Raw genomic sequence first — 19354 nt, forward strand, 5'->3', positions numbered from 1 at the left:
ATGTTGCTGTCAGAAAACCAGAAGCAGAGTGTTTCGACCAATCCAATTCAGGATATGCGTTTTCATGGTCTCCACTGGATTGAGGCTTCGGCGGGAACAGGCAAAACCTATACTTTATCCAGTTTGATGGTGCGGATTTTTCTGGACCAGTATTATCCGCATCAGGTGATTGCAACCACCTTTACCCGTAAGGCCACCGCTGAACTGAAAAACCGGGTGCGCTTAAGAGTCGAAGAAACCTTAGCTTATATTCAGCGCCATCAGCAGCTGAATTCGGTTCAGCTGGCTGCCCAACTGGAGCGTGAAAATGATCCGCTGTTCCAGCAAGTCTTGAAAGATTATGGTTCACGGATGGACTATGCCCGGCGCCGCTTGCGTCTGGTATTGAACCAGCTGGATGAGTTGTTTGTTGGAACGCTGGACAGTTTTAGCCAGAAGCTATTACGTGAATTTGCCTTTGAAAGCGGCAAGATTGAACGTGCAGAGCTGACGGAAGATCAGGATGCTTATATCCAGCAACTGCTGCATGATGGGTTAAGGGAATGGATTCAGCAGCAGCCACAATATCTCATTAATCATCTCTATTTACAGAACCTGCTAAAACCGGCAGAGCATTATATGGGGCTGGTGCGGGATGCCCTGAATTTTAAGGCCCAACATTTTCAAAAACTTGAAGCAGTCAAGTGGGATCTGGCCGAGCTTGAAGATTGTGTGGGAGGTCTGCTCAGCATCCATGAGGATGATCTGGCGTTATTGCGTCGCTATTGTCAGGACACACCGAAGTACTTTCATAAGAGTTTTTTCACCAAGTTAACAAGTATATGTGAAAACTTTATGACGTGGATGGCAGCGGTCCAGACCCAAGGAGCACTGAGCTTTTTTGATCCCGAGCTTGCGCAGGTATTGTTGGAATTATGCTATTTGCGCCGCAAGAAAACCGACTTTCAGCCCAGTACGCAGGTCTTTAACAAAAGCTGTCCGGAAGCAGAACAGCAGCAGATTCTGCAAAGTCGCCTGATTGTGGCGATTGATCATTTATGTGACATCAAGCAGAAGCTGGATCAGCAGCTCAAGCAGTTGACCCAATATCTGGAATTTCATCTGATTCAGAGCGTGCAGACCCGTTTACCGCAAAGCTTGCAGAAACAGGGGGAAACCACTTTTTCCCAGCAAATCCGCACGCTAGCCGAAGCCTTACAAGGACAGCAGGGCCAGCGCTTTGCCGAATGTGTGCAGGCGCGTTATCCGCTGATTCTGGTCGATGAATTTCAGGATACCAACCAGGATCAGGATGACCTGCTGGCCAAAATCTGGCGTGATGCCAAACGGGTGCAGGCCGGCTGCATGATCATGGTCGGCGACCCGAAACAGGCGATTTATGGTTTCCGCGGCGGAGACATGCTGACCTATAACCAGGCACGCGCGGATGTGCTGCAAAAGCAGGGCCGGATTTACACCCTGATGCAAAACCACCGCTCGGTGAAACCGCTGGTTGAGGTGGTCGATGCGCTATTTCAATGCCAGATGGATTTTGGTGAGCAGGTGCACTATACCCTGATTCAGGCGGGTAGCCGTCCTCATCCGGCGCTGGTTGAAAACCAGCTGGAAAATCCGCATCCCTTGCGCTGGATTCAGCTGGGAGAACAGGATGTAGAAGCCGATCAGGTGGTCTGGAAAATTAGGGAATTGCTGAATCGCTCGGCACAGAAGCAGCTTTATTTTCAGCAGGACCCGCTACAGCCACTGTCCGCTGATGACATTGCCGTGCTGTCTTTTGGTCACTTTCCGCTGGAGCAGGTCAAGCAGCGTCTGCAGCGCATGGGAATTCCCTGCTATAAGGAATCCAGACAAAGTGTTTTTGCCAGCCCGATTGCCCAGGATATTGCTGCGGTTTTAACCGCCATCATGGACCCGTTTAATGAGGCCAAAGTCAAACGCGCACTCTTGACCCGGCTGCTGGGATTTAATCTGAAAAAACTGATTGACCTGCAACAGCAGAGCGAGGGTTTAAATCGCTATATTGCCGATCTGGACAGTATCCGGGAGATGTGGTTCGAGAAAGGCTTTCTCACGGCCTGGACGTATGCGCTGAACCTGTTTCAGGTCTGGACCAATCTGGTGGCCAGTCAGAGTCTGGACAATGAGCGGGTGGTGGTAAATGTCCGTCATCTGACCGACATACTGTGTCAGCAGAGTGAATATTATCAGGGTGCGCAAAAGCTGTATCACTGGTATTTGCGCCAGTTGCAGTCTCCTTCCGGCAAAGACAATGAAAAAGAGCGCAAGCTGTCGGGAGATCATGGAGTTCAGTTAATGACCATTCATGCCTCCAAGGGACTGGAGTTCAAGGTGGTCTTTTTGCTGGGCGCGGATGCTGCGACTGATATGCATAAAGGAAACCTGAATTTTTCGCTTGCGACTGCAAGTCAGGACAATATACTGGAACAGTCCCGGGTCATTAGGGTCAATCACAAGGATTTGCATGCGCAGGCCATTCAGCAAAATGCTGCGCGTAATGCTGCCGAGAATCACCGGCTCTGGTATGTTGCGCTGACCCGGGCCAGCCATCGGGTCTATGCCCTATTGCAAGATCAAAGCGGACAGACTGAGGCAGGTCTGGCGTTCTGGCGTGGACAGGGCGAGGCTGCTTTTCAGCATCCTTACAGCCTGATCGAGCAGCCCTTAAGTCAGGAACCCGTCCGTATTCTGGCGCAGCAGCAAACGCCGCCTGAAATGCAGGCACAGGCTTTGCCGCAGCGGCACTTTTATCCCCGCAGCCGGACCAGCTTTACCGCTTTGGCCCAGCATCAGCTTCGACCTGCTGTGCTCCAAGATGATCTGGTGAACCATGCAGAAGTCGTCGACAGTGCGGCCGATGAAATAGAGATTAACCATCTGGATCAGCCGGCTCAGGAGCCACTGGACTGGCTCAAGCTGAATTTTCCCAAGGGCACCGTTGCCGGCACTTTCCTGCACAGCATTTTTGAGCATCTTGACTTTCAGGATCGCAGCTACTGGAATCTGGAAATTCGTCGCCGTTTTAAAAACACGGCACCGCAGATCTGGCAGGAACTCAAAGAAAAATTCCTGCAGGTATTTCAGCTGCCAGCTTTGCTGGAGCAGGCGTTTGCACAGGATTATCAGCATGCTTGTGTGAATCTAAAGACCTTGTTGACTCAGGTTGCGCAGCACTCGGAGTTTTCGGCAGAAGCCCTGCAACAGAGTATGCACCGTGTACTTTCCAGTCTGAACTATAAGATTCTGACCGGTATTCGCCTGCATGGCCAGCGTGACAGCTACCGACAGGAATTGCAGTTGTTTTTCAAGTCGGTACAGCATTTGCAACAGGCCGAATTTTTAGCTTTCCTCGGTCAGTTCCAGCCCTGTTTTTCCGAGCTGGATGATGAGCCTTTTATTCAGTTTTTTGAGCAGGAACTTGCACAGCTGAGTGCAGCGGCTTCAACCGTGCCGGTAAATGTTGAGGTTGTTTTTCAGGATGCCTTTCATGCCTTGATGGAGGAAGTTCTGGAGGATATGGTACTGAATCTGATGCATGGTTGGGTTAAGGAAATCCTGTCGACCCCCCTACAGGCTGATTTTGCCTTGGAGCAGTTGCAGGCAAAGGCGTATTTGTCAGAATTTCCATTTTATCTTTCCTTGACCGATGCACCCTTGCAAATCCGCCAGATTCATCAGCTGTTTGCCGAACAGGGCATTGCCATGAGCGAGTTCAATGAGGCCAAATCGGCCCGCTATCTGACCGGCTCAATTGACTTGGTGTATTTTGATGGCCAGCGCTATCATATTGCGGACTATAAAAGTAACTTTCTGGGGCCAGACCAGCAACATTACGCGGCAGAAGCCATTCAGCAGAATATGAGCCAGTCCAGTTACTGGTTGCAGGCCGCTTTATATCTGGTGGCGTTGCACCGTTATCTGTCAGCCAATATGCAGGATTATGCTATACAGCAGCATCTGGGGGGAGCGACTTATCTGTATCTGCGAGGGATGAATGGTCAGGCCGGACAGGGAGCTTATCATTGGCAGCCGGACATAGAATTCCTGTTAAAACTGGATCAAATTCTGGGTTACTTTGAACAGCAAAAACGGGCTTAAGGTAGCGATTTTGGAAAATTTATACAGTTTAAACAGAAAATTAGCCTGTGGATAACTTTGAGGATAACTGTGTGGAAAATGAGCAGATTCACGTGTTGCAGCCAGTCTCTTCTTTGAGGGGATGGATTGACTATCTATGTCAGCCCCCTTTTTGCGCGGCACCGCTGGAAGAAACTGCGAAACAGCTCATTCAACAGGTGCTGGATGCCATGCAGGAAGGGAACAGCTGTATACCAGCGAGCATGGAGCAGGTAGCGTCCTTACAGCATCTGGTCTGGCAGTGTGAATCCTCCGCTACAGGCGCTACGCCTTTTGTTTTTGAAAACCAGTCGTTGTATCTGTACCGTTACTGGCAGCTGGAGCAGTCTGTCGCTGCTCATATTGCCAGAATCAAGCTGCAGGCTGTTCCGACACTGGCCTTAACTGCGTGTGAGCGTAAGCTCTTAACGGATCCCCAGCAACAAAAAGCTCTAGAAATGGTGGCTCAGCAGGCGCTAAGCATTATCACCGGGGGGCCGGGAACCGGAAAAACTTATACTTTGGCGCATATTATTGCGGTCTTGCACGAAACTTTTCCAGATATCCGGATTGCCATGGCGGCTCCGACTGGAAAAGCAGCACAGCGTATGAAGGAAGCCTTGCAAAACGCCCTACAGAGTGAAGCCCTAAAGCAATTTGATCTGGCAGCATTGAAACAGGTACAACCTGTTACCTTGCACCGCCTGCTGGGGCTTGGACATCAGGGCCAGCCGCGTTTTCATGCCAGACAGCCTTTGCCTTATGATGTGATTGTGGTGGATGAAGCCTCCATGCTGGATCTGAACCTGTCGCAGATGTTGCTGGCAGCAGTTGCTGATCATGCCCGGCTGATTTTATTGGGGGATGCCGATCAGCTGGCTTCAGTGGATGTCGGCACCGTGCTGGCTGACCTGCAACGGGTTCCGGTCTTGCAAGAGAATCGGGTCCATCTGATCACCACACGCCGTTTTGCGCCGGGTGCCAGGATCGGTGCGATGGCCAATTTCATCCAGCAGTCACACCCGCCTTCAATGGTACTCAGCCACTTTGAGCAGGCCATTGTTGAGGAAGGCGAGCTTCAGGCCATTCAACCCGATCAGGTGCCTGTCGATCTGCTGCAATTGCAATATCTGCCAAAGCGTGAAGCGAAACCCAATCCGTTAATGTTGGAGCAGTATTATGCGCAGCTGATGTATGGCTATCAGGCCTATGTCGAGGCTGTTTTAGGTGATTCATCCACTAATTTTAAGGCCTATGTCCAGCAGGTCGTCAGCTGCTTTGATGATTACCGGATTTTAACGGCTATCCGGCATGGAGACTTCGGGCTAAACAAGATTAATCAGCAGATGGAGCAGCGCTTTTTACAGGCCTCAGCACAGCTAAAGCAAGGGGAGTGGTATACAGGCCGTCCGGTGATGATGACCTACAATGACTACCAGTTAGGTCTGTCCAATGGCGATATCGGTATCTGTTTCTGGCGAGAGCAGCAGGATCAGGCCCAGTTTGAAGTATATTTCCCCAGTCTGGAAAAATGGGTGCCTGCTACGCGTTTACCCAAAAATATCGAAACCGCATTTGCCCTGACCATTCACAAGTCACAAGGTTCAGAATTTACCCATACTGCGGTCGTGCTGGATCAGCAGGCCAAAAGTCTGCTCAGTAAGGAACTGATTTATACCGCGATTACCCGGGCAAAAAAAGTAGTGAGCTTGCTGGTTGATCAGGAAGCCTTTATACAGGCACTCTGTGTAAGAACCACACGGCACAGTGGTCTGAGTTTAAAGATTATTGAATGTTGTAGTAATTTGTTGGCAAAAAAGATGAAGTCTTTGTAGGTAAAAGCTTACAAGCATTCAGGAAATTGCCGCATAGAGCTTTTGCATAAGATTTGAGAAGATTGGTCACACAAAGAGTTCAACAAGGAAAGTTGAATATAAATCGCATAATAACAACAAGAATGTCTAACGACAGCGAACTTACAGTGAAGTAAGTGAATGAGGAAACTTACAGCCGCTAAGCCTTGTAGTTTTGGGAGAGACTACAGGGCTTTTTTATTGCCTGCTTTTAATGAATTTTGCTTTAAGTGAATTATTTAAGTACAGAAAATTACTCAATAAAATTTCGTAAGCCGGGTGATTAAATAGGTTATTAGTGTAACATTGTGCAAGCTTTGCGTAACTTATTGTATGAAATGGCTTACACGTACAGAGGATAAACACCTCTAGTTCTAATTCTCGACTATGGCAAAATCTACCACATCAGGACGATGATTGTTAAATTACAGGATGTATCTTTAACATAATAATAAGCCTAAAACGCAATAAAAAATACAATAAATAATATGATAAAGAAGAGACCACAGCGCGAAAAAGCCCGAGTTTACTCGGGCTTTTTTTTTATCGATGTTTATCACTGCATGCGCGGCTTAAAAACTTTTATATTAAATATTCTCGTTTTTGTATTTGACCTCATCAGGTTTATGGCATGTAAAGCCATTTCTTCTGGGCTTTATAAAAAATCACTGTAGGGTATGACTGCTTGAATTGAAGCAAAGATGACAGCAATAAGGAAAAATAGTCTGGCATCTATTGATAAAAGCTGGATCTATTTTTGCAATCTGGCTGAATTTCCCTTAAAATATGCAACTTGCTGTAGTGATGCACGGCAGTCAAGGTCTTGAATTCTCATTACTTTGATTTTTATCAAGATATATAAGCATCTCGGAGAAATCGAATGGCTTTAACAAACGCAGATCGCGCAGAGATCATCGCTAAATTTGCTCGCGCTGAAAACGACACGGGTTCCCCAGAAGTTCAAGTAGCTCTTTTGACTGCTCAAATCAATGACTTACAAGGTCACTTTAAAGAGCACAAACACGACCACCATAGCCGTCGCGGTCTGATCCGTATGGTTAACCAACGTCGTAAGCTTCTTGACTACCTTAAAGGTAAAGACACTACTCGTTACGGCGCTTTGATTGCTGCTTTAGGTTTACGTCGTTAATTCGATTTAAATCTTTATTTTCGGATTATTGCATTTTGAATGCCATATTGATGAAAACAAAGTTCGACCTGGCAAATGTCAGGTTAGAGGAAGGGGCGAATGTTTCGCTCCTTCTTTGTGTTTAAAAATCATGTTTATTTCTGGTGAGGTCGGCTTCTAAGCTTTGTCATTTACTCGGTTCTGTACTGTGAATGCCAAACCTTAGGGGTCTCCACTAGAATAAAATCAGGAAAAAATAAAACATGTCGATGTTTAATATTGTTCGTAAAGAATTTCAATTCGGTCAGCACACTGTAACTTTAGAAACCGGTCGTGTGGCCCGTCAGGCAAACAGTGTCGTAATCACCATGGGTGGTGTACAGGTGCTTGTAGCAGTTGTTGCACAACCTAAAGCAAAAGTAGGACAAGACTTCTTCCCTTTAACTGTTAACTACCAAGAAAAGCAATATGCTGCTGGCCGTATCCCGGGGGGGTATGGCAAGCGTGAAGGTCGTCAGTCTGAAGCTGAAACTTTAATTTCACGTTTAATCGACCGTCCAATTCGTCCGTTGTTCCCGGAAGGTTACTTCAACGAAATTCAGGTCACCGCAACCGTTATTTCTTCTGACAAAACGATGGATGCTGACATTGCTGCAATGTTGGGTACATCTGCGGCATTGTCTATCGCAGGTACACCGTTCCGTGGTCCAATCGGCGGCGCACGTGTAGGTTTGATTAACGGCGAATATATTCTGAACCCGAACCTAGAACAACTCAAAGAGTCTGATCTTGATCTTGTGGTTGCCGGTACAGAATCTGCAGTACTGATGGTTGAATCTGAAGCGAAAGAACTTTCAGAAGACCAGATGCTGGGTGCTGTATTGTTCGGTCATGACGAAATGCAGATTGCGATCCAGGCGATCAAAGAATTTGCTGCAGCTGCTGGTGCAGTTGAGTCAACTTGGGTGGCTCCGGTTAAAAACGAAGAACTTCTTGGCAAATTGAAAGAAGCATTCGAAGCGAAAATTTCTGAAGCTTATACGATTGCAATCAAACAGGACCGTTATGCGGCACTTGATGCACTTCAGCTAGAAGCCTTAGCTCAGTTCGTTCCAGAAAATGACGAAACCGGTCTGGCTGACGAAGTCAACGAATTATTTGAAGATCTTAAATATCGTACCGTACGTGACAACATCCTGTCTGGTAAGCCACGTATTGATGGACGTGATACCAAAACTGTTCGTGCAATCGACGTACAAGTGGGTGTACTGGACCGTGCTCACGGTTCTGCATTGTTCACACGTGGTGAAACTCAGGCACTGGTAACCACAACTCTGGGTAATACCCGTGATGCGTTGATGGTGGATACCCTTGCAGGTACGAAAACTGATAACTTCATGCTTCACTACAATTTCCCTGCATACTCTGTGGGTGAAACTGGTCGTGAATCTGGTCCTAAACGTCGTGAAATCGGTCATGGCCGTCTGGCGCGTCGTGGTGTTCAAGCCGTTCTTCCTGCCGCTGACCGCTTCCCGTATGTGATCCGTATTGTATCTGACATTACTGAATCAAACGGTTCGTCTTCAATGGCGTCCGTATGTGGTGCTTCTCTATCACTGATGGATGCAGGTGTGCCACTGAAAGCACCAGTTGCAGGTATTGCAATGGGTCTGGTGAAAGAAGGTGAGCGTTACGCAGTTCTTTCTGACATCCTGGGTGATGAAGATCACCTGGGTGATATGGACTTTAAAGTCGCAGGTTCTGCAAATGGTATTACTGCGCTACAAATGGACATCAAGATTGAAGGGATTACTGAAGAGATCATGGAGTCTGCATTAAACCAGGCTTATGCGGGTCGTATGCACATCTTGAATGAGATGAACCAAGTGATTTCACGTGCGCGTCCTGAAATTTCAATGCATGCGCCGACCTTCCAGGTCATCAATATCAACCCGGACAAGATCCGTGACGTGATTGGTAAAGGTGGTGCGACTATTCGTCAGATCACTGAAGAGACCAAAGCTGCAATCGATATTGAAGATAACGGGACAGTACGTGTGTTTGGTGAAACTAAAGCTGCTGCACAAGCGGCTATTGCCAAGATCCAGGCACTGACTGCTGAAATTGAACCGGGTACAATTTACACAGGTAAAGTAATTCGTATCGTTGAATTCGGTGCTTTCGTTAATATCCTTCCGGGTACAGATGGCTTACTGCATATCTCTCAAATCTCGAACGAACGTATTGCAAACGTGACCGATGTATTGAAAGAAGGTCAGGAAGTGAAAGTACAGGTTGCCGATGTTGACAACCGTGGCCGTATCAAATTGACGATGAAAGACATCGAACAAGCTTAATCTTTAAACATTCACATCAGTAAGCTGATGTGAATTGAAAAAATCAGCCTTGTGTATGACCTGAGTGATGACTTGGGTTTGCACAGGGCTTTTTTATGGCATGATGTAATAAAATCTGCAAAATAATAATTGAGATATGCAAGAGTATTATTTCTATCATCATTCCACTAGCCAGCATATTTATGTGCATGATCACCTAAATCCTGAGCTTGAGCCTGCTTTTATCTGGCTGGATTGTACCCGTGAAGATGTGGTCAACCGGGCCGAGCAATGGCAGCAGGAGTTGTATGCCAAAACCGGGCTTTGGGTCAATGAATACCATCTGCGTGATATTTTAAATCTGGAACATCCTTGCACTTTTGATACGCTGGAAGATTATGACCTGCTGATTTTCCGTAAGCTGATCAGTCCGCAGGACCAGATCAAGCTGGAATCCCAGATTCATGAAAAACACGAACGGGTGTTTGGTCTGGCCACCACTCCAGTGAGCCTGATCATGACACCGCAGGTGCTGGTCAGTATACGCGAACAGGGGAATAAAGAAGTCGAGAGTTATATCCAGCGCATTAGCACACTGCTGGCCCGCCCAGTTGAAGAGCATTATAAGCCACGGAAACTGCCGGCTACTCCGCTAGATTTAACCTTGCGTTTGCTGAATAACATGGTGGACGGTTATCTGGATCTGCGTACTCCGTTGACCAAGCGGGTAGAGTTCTGGCAACAGGAACTCTTGCAGGGGCATCGCCGCTTTACTAAATGGCATCAGCTGTTACAGGAAAATATGGCTTTCCAGCAGGTAGAAAATTTATGTGAAGAACAAATTGAAATTCTGCAGGAACTACGCGATGAGATTGTGGATAATTATCCGCATCTTAAAGGAAAAAAACGCAATGAAAAGCAGGAAATCATGCTGGTACGGGTGGATGACCTGACCAGCCATATCGAAAGAATTCAAAAACACACCACACGTTTGCGTGGAGCAGTACAAACGGCGATTGACTTACATTTTTCCGCAGTTGCCAACCAGACCAATGAAAATATGCGTATTCTGGCCATCATCACGGCGATCTTTGCACCGTTGACCTTGCTGACCGGTATTTACGGCATGAACTTTGAATATATTCCCGGACTCAAGTCGCCTACAGGCTTCTGGATCATGCTGGGGATTATGCTGATCACTACCGTCTTGCTCGTTTATTATTTTTATCGCCGGCATCTGGTGGGACGTGGTGAAAAAAGTGTGATTGATATGCTGGCGCAGGAACAGGTGAATCAGCAAATGAACTTACTCTGGTTTATCGGCTATGAGCCAATTAAACACAGCCTGACCGGAACCGTCAAAGGCACAGTGAAGACCATGAAAATGCTGGAAAAGTTTAGCCGCCTGAAATAGAAAAATGTATCTCTTGCCAGATCATCTTTAAAAATGCCGATTGCGCTTAATAGCTAAACCGGATGAAGCGCTATATTTTAAGGATGAGTCTTACTCCAGAGGATCAGCTTCTGCATTTTTCAGGAGACGGTAAATTTCATCTTTGAGTTTAAGCTTTTTACGTTTAATGACTTCAATGTCATTATTCACATGATTCACCGGATCGAGCTCAAGTTGGACAATCTTTTTGTCCAGCTCATTATGCTCTTCAAACAGGCGGGCGAAATGTGGATTTTCTTCGCGAAGCTGCACAATTAAATCGCGATATTCGGGAAACATATATTTCATTTTTTTATTGCAGTCTTTAGTCTTCATAGAAATTCAGGAACTCTCAAAATCAAAGAAAAACATACTATGCCCTGACTTTATTCAGCAATTTGAATAGGAACAGGGCATGAGAAAAGGCCTATTTAAAATGTAAGTGTTTAATCTCACGGCGCAATTCCTGTACCTCATCAATCAGGTCCAGCATCATTGCCACTGCACTGAAAGAAGCGTCAAAATCGCGCTGCAGACGGTAAGCACGTTGTGCACGCGAAATATCTTCACCTAAAAAGAAGCTCGTTTGTGTGGTGGAGCGATCCGGTAAAATGCCATGTTCTATCAGCTGCATGACCCATTCCGGACTTTGGCCGCAGACTTCAGAAAAATGAATCAAATCAAAGGTGCGATCATCCATAATTTCAGAAGGGATAGAACCGTGTGAGAAATTCTCTTGATACTGAATTGTAGTCATAGGTTTACTCCTTAAACAGCTAGGCGAGAGCTTCAACAGGAAATGATGCTGAAGAGTGAGATAAGCTTAAGTAGCTCAAATCTCGCTGCTCTGCCCCCAATGGCATGCTATAGCAGCTGCCAAAGCTTGGAAATGAAACAAGATGAAACCCGACAGGGTCTCCTCTGGAGCTTTGCCTTTAAAACGGTCAGACTTCATATGTTTAAGAGCAAGCTGTCGAGTTTCTATGCGGGTACTATGACCTGCGCTCCTGCATCCCTTCTTAGTCACTTGGTAGAAGAAACAGGTGCCAACTTTGAACTGTAATTGAACCATCCAAAGCAATTGAAGCCGAGACTGAAGCTTGATCATCATTTTTGAATAAAAATTAACCGCCTTCCAACCATTATTGTGATTTTCTGAATATTGAAACAGTTATTATTTGTACCTTATTGTTTCAAAACATGACCAATAAAAAAGCCCCTGCAAGAGGAGCTTTAAAAAGCTTAGAGAATTAGTATTTTACCCAAGTTACGCTACGACCAATAACTGAAACTCCGACATAGCCGCGTAAGGTTAGACGTTTACCGTTGGCACTTAAACGTGCCTTGCCCTTGTAGACTTTACCGCTGATTGGATCTAAAACCTTGCCATCATGGTATTCACGCGGTTTTTTTGGGTCTGCTTTAAAATCCCAGATAAATGGCAAACCTAGGAAAGGCTTGTTCTTGAGCTGACCTGGACACTTATGGCAGATCCCCATTTTTTCTGCACCCGGCAAACTGCGAGTTTCGACGATGATGCCTTCATAGCTGCCATCAGGTTTTTTACGGATTTCAACATCTGCACGTGAATATCCAGATTGATCATCAATCGTTTTCCATTTCCCCAGTAATGGATCATCGGCTGCAATACTTAAACTTGCCGCTGTTGCCAAGGTGAACCCCATTATTAAACGATTTAAATTTTTCATCATAACTTGCCTGTTGACTAATGATTATCCGTATTAGATTTATTACTCTAATTTATTTGCAATCATTAACAAAATCAATACCATGAACAGTGATAGATGTCTCGCTTATTTAAAATAAAGTGAATGGTGTTTGTTATAAGGTAATTAATTATTAACAAATCAAAAGGTCGGTTTTATTTAAAAGAGGAAATTTGCAACGATGTTATCGAAATATAAATAAAAAAAAGCATTCTTGACGAATGCTTTTTTTTGAAACTGATTTAACTTAAGTGTTCGCCAAACAGGCCTAATGCTTCTTCAGCGGTAAAGGTGTAATGGCTGTTACAGAACTGGCAGTCCATTTCAATCGGATTCTGAAATTCTAGGGTTTCACGTACTGATTCGACCCCAATCTGCTGTAAAGCAACTGCACAACGTTCTTTAGAACAGGTACAGCCAAACTTCAGCTGTTCTATTTCGGGCAGGCGAACTTCTTCTTCATTATATAAACGGTAAAGAATTTCGTTGGCTTCCAGACTGATCAGCTCTTCCAGCTTTAAGGTTTCGGTCAAGATGGTCAGACGCGGCCACAGGTCTTCATCTACACGGCGCTGTTCTTCTTCACTATTGCGGGGGAGAAGCTGGATCAACAAGCCGCCTGCACGCTGGTGATCACTGGCCAGGACAATGCGGGTCGGAATCTGGGCAGACAGGTCATAGTACTGCATCAGGCAGCCGGCCAGGTTTTCCTGATCCAGAGGAACAATCCCCTGATAACGCTCACCCAATTCAGGCTCAATATTAATAAACAGTACCGGATTGATCAGGGTTTTCAGTACCGTACTGCTGTCGTTCGCCTGCTGGAAATGTGGATCTTCTTCATAATCTGCCAGCGCACGCACTTCACCCAAATGGTTACATTCAGCCATGGCCCATTTAAACGTACCAGAGGCCTGAATTTGCAGACTGATCCGCCCTTTGATTTTTAAAGTGCTCGCCAGTAGTGCTGTCGCACTGAGCATCTCACCCAACAGGATTTTAACGGCAGGCGCATAGTCGCGCTGGGCTAAAATAGTTTGTAAAGCTTCTTCAAGATGCACCACTTCACCACGAACAGGGCTATCTTCAATAAAAAAGCGTTGGCGTAAATCAGACATAAAATTCTCCATAACCCTGCTTTAATGGTGACACTATTGTAAAACACAAGTTATGCCAGATCATCTCTTGTCGCATCAATTCCTGAGCGGTTGATGTCCTGTTGCTGCTGTGTATCTGGTTGCAGTGTGTGTAGCGGCTCCTGACTGAACAAATATTCCAGCTCTGCCAGATGATGCCGATGTCGGTCAGTATGCAGGGCATCTTCGCTGTCTAAAGTATACTGACGCCTGAGCAGGTTTTCATCATGTTGGCGAAAGGTCTGGATAAACTGCGAAAAGTCCGCTTCCGTTTCAGGATTTAAATCTTCCAGCAGGGCCTGGCCGAGTTCCAGTGCTGAGGCATAAGTTTCCCGCCAGATCCGTTCTACACCGAGGTCTTGCAGTAAATGTACATGATGACGGTCACGGGCACGTACCCATAAGGTCATATCTGGATAATTCAGCCGCAGATGCCGGACCACCAACAAATTGTCTTCAATGTCATCTATTGCCACGATAACATGCTGCACCTGCTCAATACCGGCCCGATGCAGACTGTGCGGTTCGGTGGCATTGGCCTGATAAAACGGAATATGATATTCAGACAGCACATGGCTGGCTTCGACATGACTGTCCATGACGCTGAAAGCTTGTTGTTGCTGTCTTAAAATTCGTGCGATGATCTGGCCAAAACGCCCAAATCCAATCAGCAGAACCGGCGTGGGTGGATAGGGCACACTCTCGGTATTAAAGGTAGCCGCCAGATGATTCTGCCGGTCCAGCCGTGGCAGAATTTGGCTATGCAGCAGCCGATAGCATAACGGTGTCAAGCACATCGACAGGCTGACCATCCACAGAAGGCTAGATACTAAGACCTGATCCATAAGCTGGTGAGTGCTTGCCATCACCAAGGCGATAAACGCGAACTCGCCACCTTGGGCAAGACTGACAGCCAGCAGGGCAGACTTGCGCCATGCTTGCTGATAATAACGTGCCAAGCCTAGCCCAAGCAGAAATTTGATCAGCATCAAGGCGGCCGTGCCAGCCAGAATGGTGAGGGGAAAATCAAATAGTTCCTGAACATCTAAGGACATGCCCAGTCCAATAAATGCCAGACCAATCACGATACCTTTAAAGGGCTGGATACTACTTTCTACCGTTTGACGAAAATCAGAGTCTGCTAGCAGAATCCCGGCAAACAGGGCACCGAGAAACAGGCTGAGCCCCAAGGTATGCATTAGGGCCAATAGAGCCAGCATGATGACCATAGCCACCAGCATATGTAAATCATGGCTGCCCGTTTTTATAATCCAGCGATAAAGAGGCCGCATCAGATAATGATTGAACAGGAACAGGCCGCTAAACGTGGTCATGATAGCGGCAAAATAAGCCACGCCATGTTCGGTCGAGTTGATGCCAGCAAATAAAGGAATCGCTGCCAATACTGGAATTGCCAGCAGGGCCTGAATCAATAAAATGGAATAGGTGGTTTGACCGGTACTGCTGGCCAACTGTTCCTGATCGTTCAGGTACTGGGTCACCAAAGTCATTGCAGACAGGCTGCCGGCCAGTCCGATGACTACACTAACCAAGAGCTGTTGCTGCCAGAATGCCCAGGCCATCAGGCTAAAAAACAGGGTGGAACCGAATACGAGTAAACTGGCCATGATCCAGCTGGACTGGGGAATTTGCAGGATACGCTGAGGTCGAAGTTGCAGCCCGATCCAGAACAGCAGCCCCAGCAGGCTCAGCTCTATAAAGCTGTGTAGGAGAGTGGGTGACTGGATCAGCGTGAAAACGCTGGGTCCCAGAATCAGGCCTGTTAACAGATAGCCCAGGACCTTGGGCAATTTGAGCATGTTACTCAGAGGCACGATAATCAGTGCCATTGCCAGGACCAGTGTTATTTGCAACAGTATCGACATTTTTCCGCCTTAAATTTTATTTTCATCCGATCCGCTTGAGCTTTTATTTATACAGACAGCTTCAATGGTCTTAACTGAGTTCCTGCGGATCAATATCCAGGGTCAGTTTCATGCTGGAAGGCTTTTCCTGCAACAGGTTCTGCCACCAGCTCCTGACATAATAATGCAAACGGGCACGATCTGCAGACAGCAGGACCATATGTGATTGATAGCGCCCGGCCTTACGTTCCATGGGAGCAGGAATCGGCCCCCAGATATCCAGTACCAGATCAGGATATTGCCTGAGTAGGGCCGCATGTTTCTGTAAGAATTCAGTATTTTGTGCCTGATCTCTGGATTCACAGCGGATCAGCACGGCATAACGAAACGGTGGCATCTGGGCAATTTGCCGTTCGGTTAACGTCTGCTTGGCAAAAGCGCGGTAGTTTTCATTGACCAGCGTATTCAGTAAGGCATGATCCGGTCTGAGCGTCTGTAAATAGACATCGCCCTTATGCTCACCACGTCCTGCCCGTCCTGCCACCTGGATGATCAGCTGTGCAGTACGTTCAGTGGCCCGGAAATCGACACTGAGCAAACCGGAATCAATATCCAGAATGGCGACCAGCGTGACATAAGGAAAATGATGTCCCTTGGCCAGCATCTGGGTGCCGAGCAGAATAGCCGGCTCGCTTTTTTGTATCTTGTCATAAATTTTTTGCCAGCTGCCCACCCGGCTGGTGGAATCCCGGTCGACCCGGATCACTTCAGAATCGGGAAAAAGCTCATTCAGATGTTCTTCAACCTTGCCGGTGCCCATGCCTAAAGTCACCAGTTCGGTATGCTGGCACTGCGGACATTGTTCAGGTAGACGATGAATGGTGCCACAGTGATGACAGTGCAAATGTTGATACGGTTGGCGGTGTACAGTGAAATTGGCATCACAGTGTGGACATTGGGCCTGCCAGCCACAACTACCGCAGATCAGTACCGGGGCATAGCCCCGACGATTAAGAAAGACCAGCACCTGCTCTTTTTTAGCCAGGCGTTTTTTAATTTCCTGAATCAGGTGCAGACTGATGCCATGCTGTTTTTGGGCGACTTTTAAATCCAGAATATGGATTTTGGGCATTAAGGCTGTACCGGCACGTTGATTGAGTTCCAGCACCTGCATTTTGCCTTGCTGAACCAGCGCATAACTGTCAATACTGGGGGTTGCTGAACCCAGAATCACCGGACATTGCTGTAAATGCCCCCGATACAGTGCAACATCACGGGCGTGATAGCGAAAACCTTCCTGTTGTTTAAAGGACAGATCGTGTTCTTCATCCAGAATGATAAGGCCCAGATTCGGCATTGGCGTATAAATGGCGGAACGTGTGCCCAGTATGATCGAAGCTTTACCAGTTTCAGCGGCCTGCCAGGCTTGCAAACGCTTGCTGTCATTCAGCCCGGAGTGTAGCAGGGCAATATGACAATGAAAACGGGACTGAAAGCGGCTAATTGTTTGGGGGGTAAGGCCAATTTCGGGCACCAGCACCAGCACCTGCTGGCCTTGCTTCAGCACTTGCTGCATAACCTGCAAATAGACCTCAGTTTTTCCGCTTCCAGTCAGGCCATCCAGTAAAAAAGCCTGATATTTCTTGCAGTATTTGAGGATTTGCTGAATCGCATGCTTTTGTTCAGGATTGGCTGTCAGTGGCATCTGTGCCAGCTGCATCGGCTGAGGACTGAAATCCTGCTGCTCCAGTACACAGCAACAAATGCCTTTTTTTTCCAGGGCTTTTAATGTGGCGGTTTCAATCCCGGCCAGATTGAGTACATTTTCAGTCGTACCGACCGGATGCAGTTTTAAAATCCGGTAAGCTTCCTGCTGTTTTTCAGAGCGGCGAATTTTGGCTTCGGCCTCATGCTCTAGAAGCTTCCAGGTCCGGGCCAGCAGATTGTAGGGTTTTCCCTGACGCAATAATGTCGGCAGCGCGGTCTGGATCACTTCACCGATCGGGAATTGATAATATTGTGCGGACCATGTCAACAAACTTAAAACTTTAGCATCTAAAATGGCGCGTTCATCCAGGAGCTCCGTAATCGACTTAAGCTTGAAACTGGGATCAATCGGCGCATCCAGCGGCAGCTTTTCGGTAATCACACCGACCAGATTCTGCCGGCCAAAGGAAACCGCCACCCGGGCACCGACTTCGGCCTGTTGATATTGTTCCTGACTTAAACTGTAGTCAAAACAATCAAACAGACGTACCGGCACCGCAACGCGAACACGGTAAACAGGTACAGAAGGGGGAGCAGAATTCGGCATAATGATGAAAGAGGTCCTGATGAAATTTCGTCGTGCTCAAAGTTCAGTTGTGTTAGAGTGAGCGGATAATTTATATGAAAGAATATGAATGATTTCGGTGGTCTGACGCAACCGCGTTAAGCAAAAATTTTGGAAAATTAGAGCATTACAATGCCTGCATATCAGTTTATTGCGCTTGATGCTTCAGGAAAGCAGCAAAAGGGCGTGCTTGAGGGAGATTCTGCACGTCAGATCCGGCAGCAGCTTAGAGATCAGGCACTGGTTCCGGTCTCTGTCGATCCGGTCGAGAAAAAAGACCAGCACTATCAGCGTAAATGGTTTGAAAAAAGTATCACAGCCTATGATCTGGCCTTGATGACCCGGCAATTAGCCGTGTTGGTGGCGGCTGCCATTCCGCTGGAAGAAGCCATTCGTGCCGTTGGTAAACAGAGTGAAAAAGTCCATGTGCAAAACCTGCTGATGTCGGTGCGCTCCAAAGTGCTGGAAGGACATAGCCTGGCTCAGGCCTTACAGCAGTCGGGACGTTTTCCTGAACTGTATACCGCGACGATTGCCGCCGGGGAGCGCTCCGGACATTTGGATCTGATTCTGGATCAACTGGCAGATTATACGGAAAACCGTTTCGCCATGCAGAAAAAAATTCAGGGTGCCATGATCTACCCGATTATTCTGCTGTTGATGTCTTTTGCGATTGTAATGGGTTTGATGACCTATGTGGTGCCGGATATTGTCAAGACTTTTGACCAGAGTAAGGATGCCTTGCCGTGGATTACTGTCGCTTTAATGAAAGCCAGTGATTTTATCCGGATTGCCTGGCCCTTTTTACTGATAGGCAGTATCACCAGTTTCTTCCTGCTGGTACGTTTTTTAAGAAGCACCGCCGGGCATTATGCCTTTGACCGCCTGACCTTAAAGTTGCCCTTGTTTGGAAAATTATCCCGGGGCATTAATGCCGCGCGTTTTGCCAGTACCTTATCCATTTTGACCCAGTCCGGTGTGCCGCTGGTCGATGCTTTGCGGATTGGTGCAGCTGTCAGTAACAACTGGGTGATCCGTGATGCGGTAAATCTGGCCGCTGAAAAAGTCACCGAAGGCGGCAACCTGGCAACCCAGCTGGATCGCAGTGGTTATTTTCCACCGATGATGGTACAAATGATCAAAAGTGGTGAAGCCTCGGGTGAACTGGACCGGATGCTGGATCGGGCTTCTCAGATGCAGGACCGTGAAGTCACTACCTTGATCTCAACCTTGCTGGCTTTACTGGAACCGCTGATGTTGGTGCTGATGGCCAGTATTGTTTTGGTGATTGTGATTGCAGTGATGCTGCCCATTGTAAATATGAATAATATGATTTAAACAGAAACCGGTTAAAATTTTCAGGTGCTTGACCTGAAGCCGAATATTCTGAACGATATAAACACATGCGAG

At 47.0% G+C, this 19354-nt stretch carries 12 protein-coding genes; 6 read left to right on the forward strand and 6 right to left on the reverse strand.

Annotation, left to right across the window (positions count from 1 at the left end; all coding sequences use genetic code 11):
* From E5Y90_RS01355 to E5Y90_RS01375, 5 genes are all read left to right on the forward strand, one after another.
* Positions 1-4116 carry a UvrD-helicase domain-containing protein gene (locus tag E5Y90_RS01355; protein ID WP_174660534.1) on the forward strand — a complete coding sequence of 1372 codons (4116 nt, stop codon included), beginning with the start codon at positions 1-3 and terminating at the stop codon, positions 4114-4116.
* 71 nt (positions 4117-4187) lie between these two features.
* On the forward strand, positions 4188-5969 hold the full coding sequence (gene recD, locus E5Y90_RS01360) for an exodeoxyribonuclease V subunit alpha (protein WP_174660535.1): 1782 nt from the start codon (positions 4188-4190) through the stop codon (positions 5967-5969).
* A gap of 898 nt (positions 5970-6867) precedes the next feature.
* Positions 6868-7137, forward strand: a complete 270-nt coding sequence (gene rpsO / locus E5Y90_RS01365; RefSeq protein WP_151204808.1) for a 30S ribosomal protein S15 — start codon at positions 6868-6870, stop codon at positions 7135-7137.
* A gap of 248 nt (positions 7138-7385) precedes the next feature.
* Positions 7386-9473: a polyribonucleotide nucleotidyltransferase gene (gene pnp, locus E5Y90_RS01370; protein ID WP_171478832.1), complete on the forward strand. Its 2088-nt coding sequence runs from the start codon at positions 7386-7388 to the stop codon at positions 9471-9473.
* Positions 9474-9609: 136 nt separating this feature from the next.
* Positions 9610-10866 (forward strand): magnesium transporter CorA family protein, encoded by a 1257-nt coding sequence (locus tag E5Y90_RS01375; RefSeq protein WP_174659189.1) that lies wholly within the window; start codon positions 9610-9612, stop codon positions 10864-10866.
* 90 nt (positions 10867-10956) lie between these two features.
* Here E5Y90_RS01375 and E5Y90_RS01380 read toward each other — a convergent pair whose 3' ends face one another.
* The 6 genes from E5Y90_RS01380 to E5Y90_RS01405 form a co-directional block, all read right to left on the reverse strand.
* A complete protein-coding gene (locus tag E5Y90_RS01380) occupies positions 10957-11220 on the reverse strand; it encodes a YdcH family protein (protein WP_151204805.1) in 264 nt (87 codons plus the stop codon).
* 91 nt (positions 11221-11311) lie between these two features.
* Positions 11312-11641 (reverse strand): chaperone modulator CbpM, encoded by a 330-nt coding sequence (locus E5Y90_RS01385; protein ID WP_151207372.1) that lies wholly within the window; start codon positions 11639-11641, stop codon positions 11312-11314.
* A gap of 493 nt (positions 11642-12134) precedes the next feature.
* Positions 12135-12596 (reverse strand): DUF2147 domain-containing protein, encoded by a 462-nt coding sequence (locus E5Y90_RS01390; RefSeq protein ID WP_151204803.1) that lies wholly within the window; start codon positions 12594-12596, stop codon positions 12135-12137.
* 257 nt (positions 12597-12853) lie between these two features.
* Entirely contained in the window at positions 12854-13729 is an 876-nt protein-coding gene (gene hslO, locus E5Y90_RS01395) for an Hsp33 family molecular chaperone HslO (protein ID WP_151204802.1), read from the reverse strand.
* 50 nt (positions 13730-13779) lie between these two features.
* Complete coding sequence (locus E5Y90_RS01400; protein ID WP_174659190.1) at positions 13780-15633, reverse strand: cation:proton antiporter; 1854 nt, start codon at positions 15631-15633, stop codon at positions 13780-13782.
* Positions 15634-15703: 70 nt separating this feature from the next.
* Positions 15704-17926, reverse strand: coding sequence for a primosomal protein N' (locus E5Y90_RS01405; RefSeq protein WP_174659191.1), 2223 nt, complete (start codon positions 17924-17926; stop codon positions 15704-15706).
* A 150-nt stretch (positions 17927-18076) separates the two neighbouring features.
* Between E5Y90_RS01405 and gspF the strand changes: the two genes are divergently transcribed.
* The gene (gspF, locus tag E5Y90_RS01410; RefSeq protein ID WP_151204799.1) at positions 18077-19282 is read left to right on the forward strand and encodes a type II secretion system inner membrane protein GspF; all 1206 of its coding nucleotides are present in this window, start codon (positions 18077-18079) and stop codon (positions 19280-19282) included.
* Positions 19283-19354: the final 72 nt, after the last annotated feature.

Origin of the sequence: Acinetobacter sp. 10FS3-1 (assembly GCF_013343215.1) — a bacterium.
In the GTDB taxonomy this organism is placed as follows: domain Bacteria; phylum Pseudomonadota; class Gammaproteobacteria; order Pseudomonadales; family Moraxellaceae; genus Acinetobacter; species Acinetobacter lwoffii_C.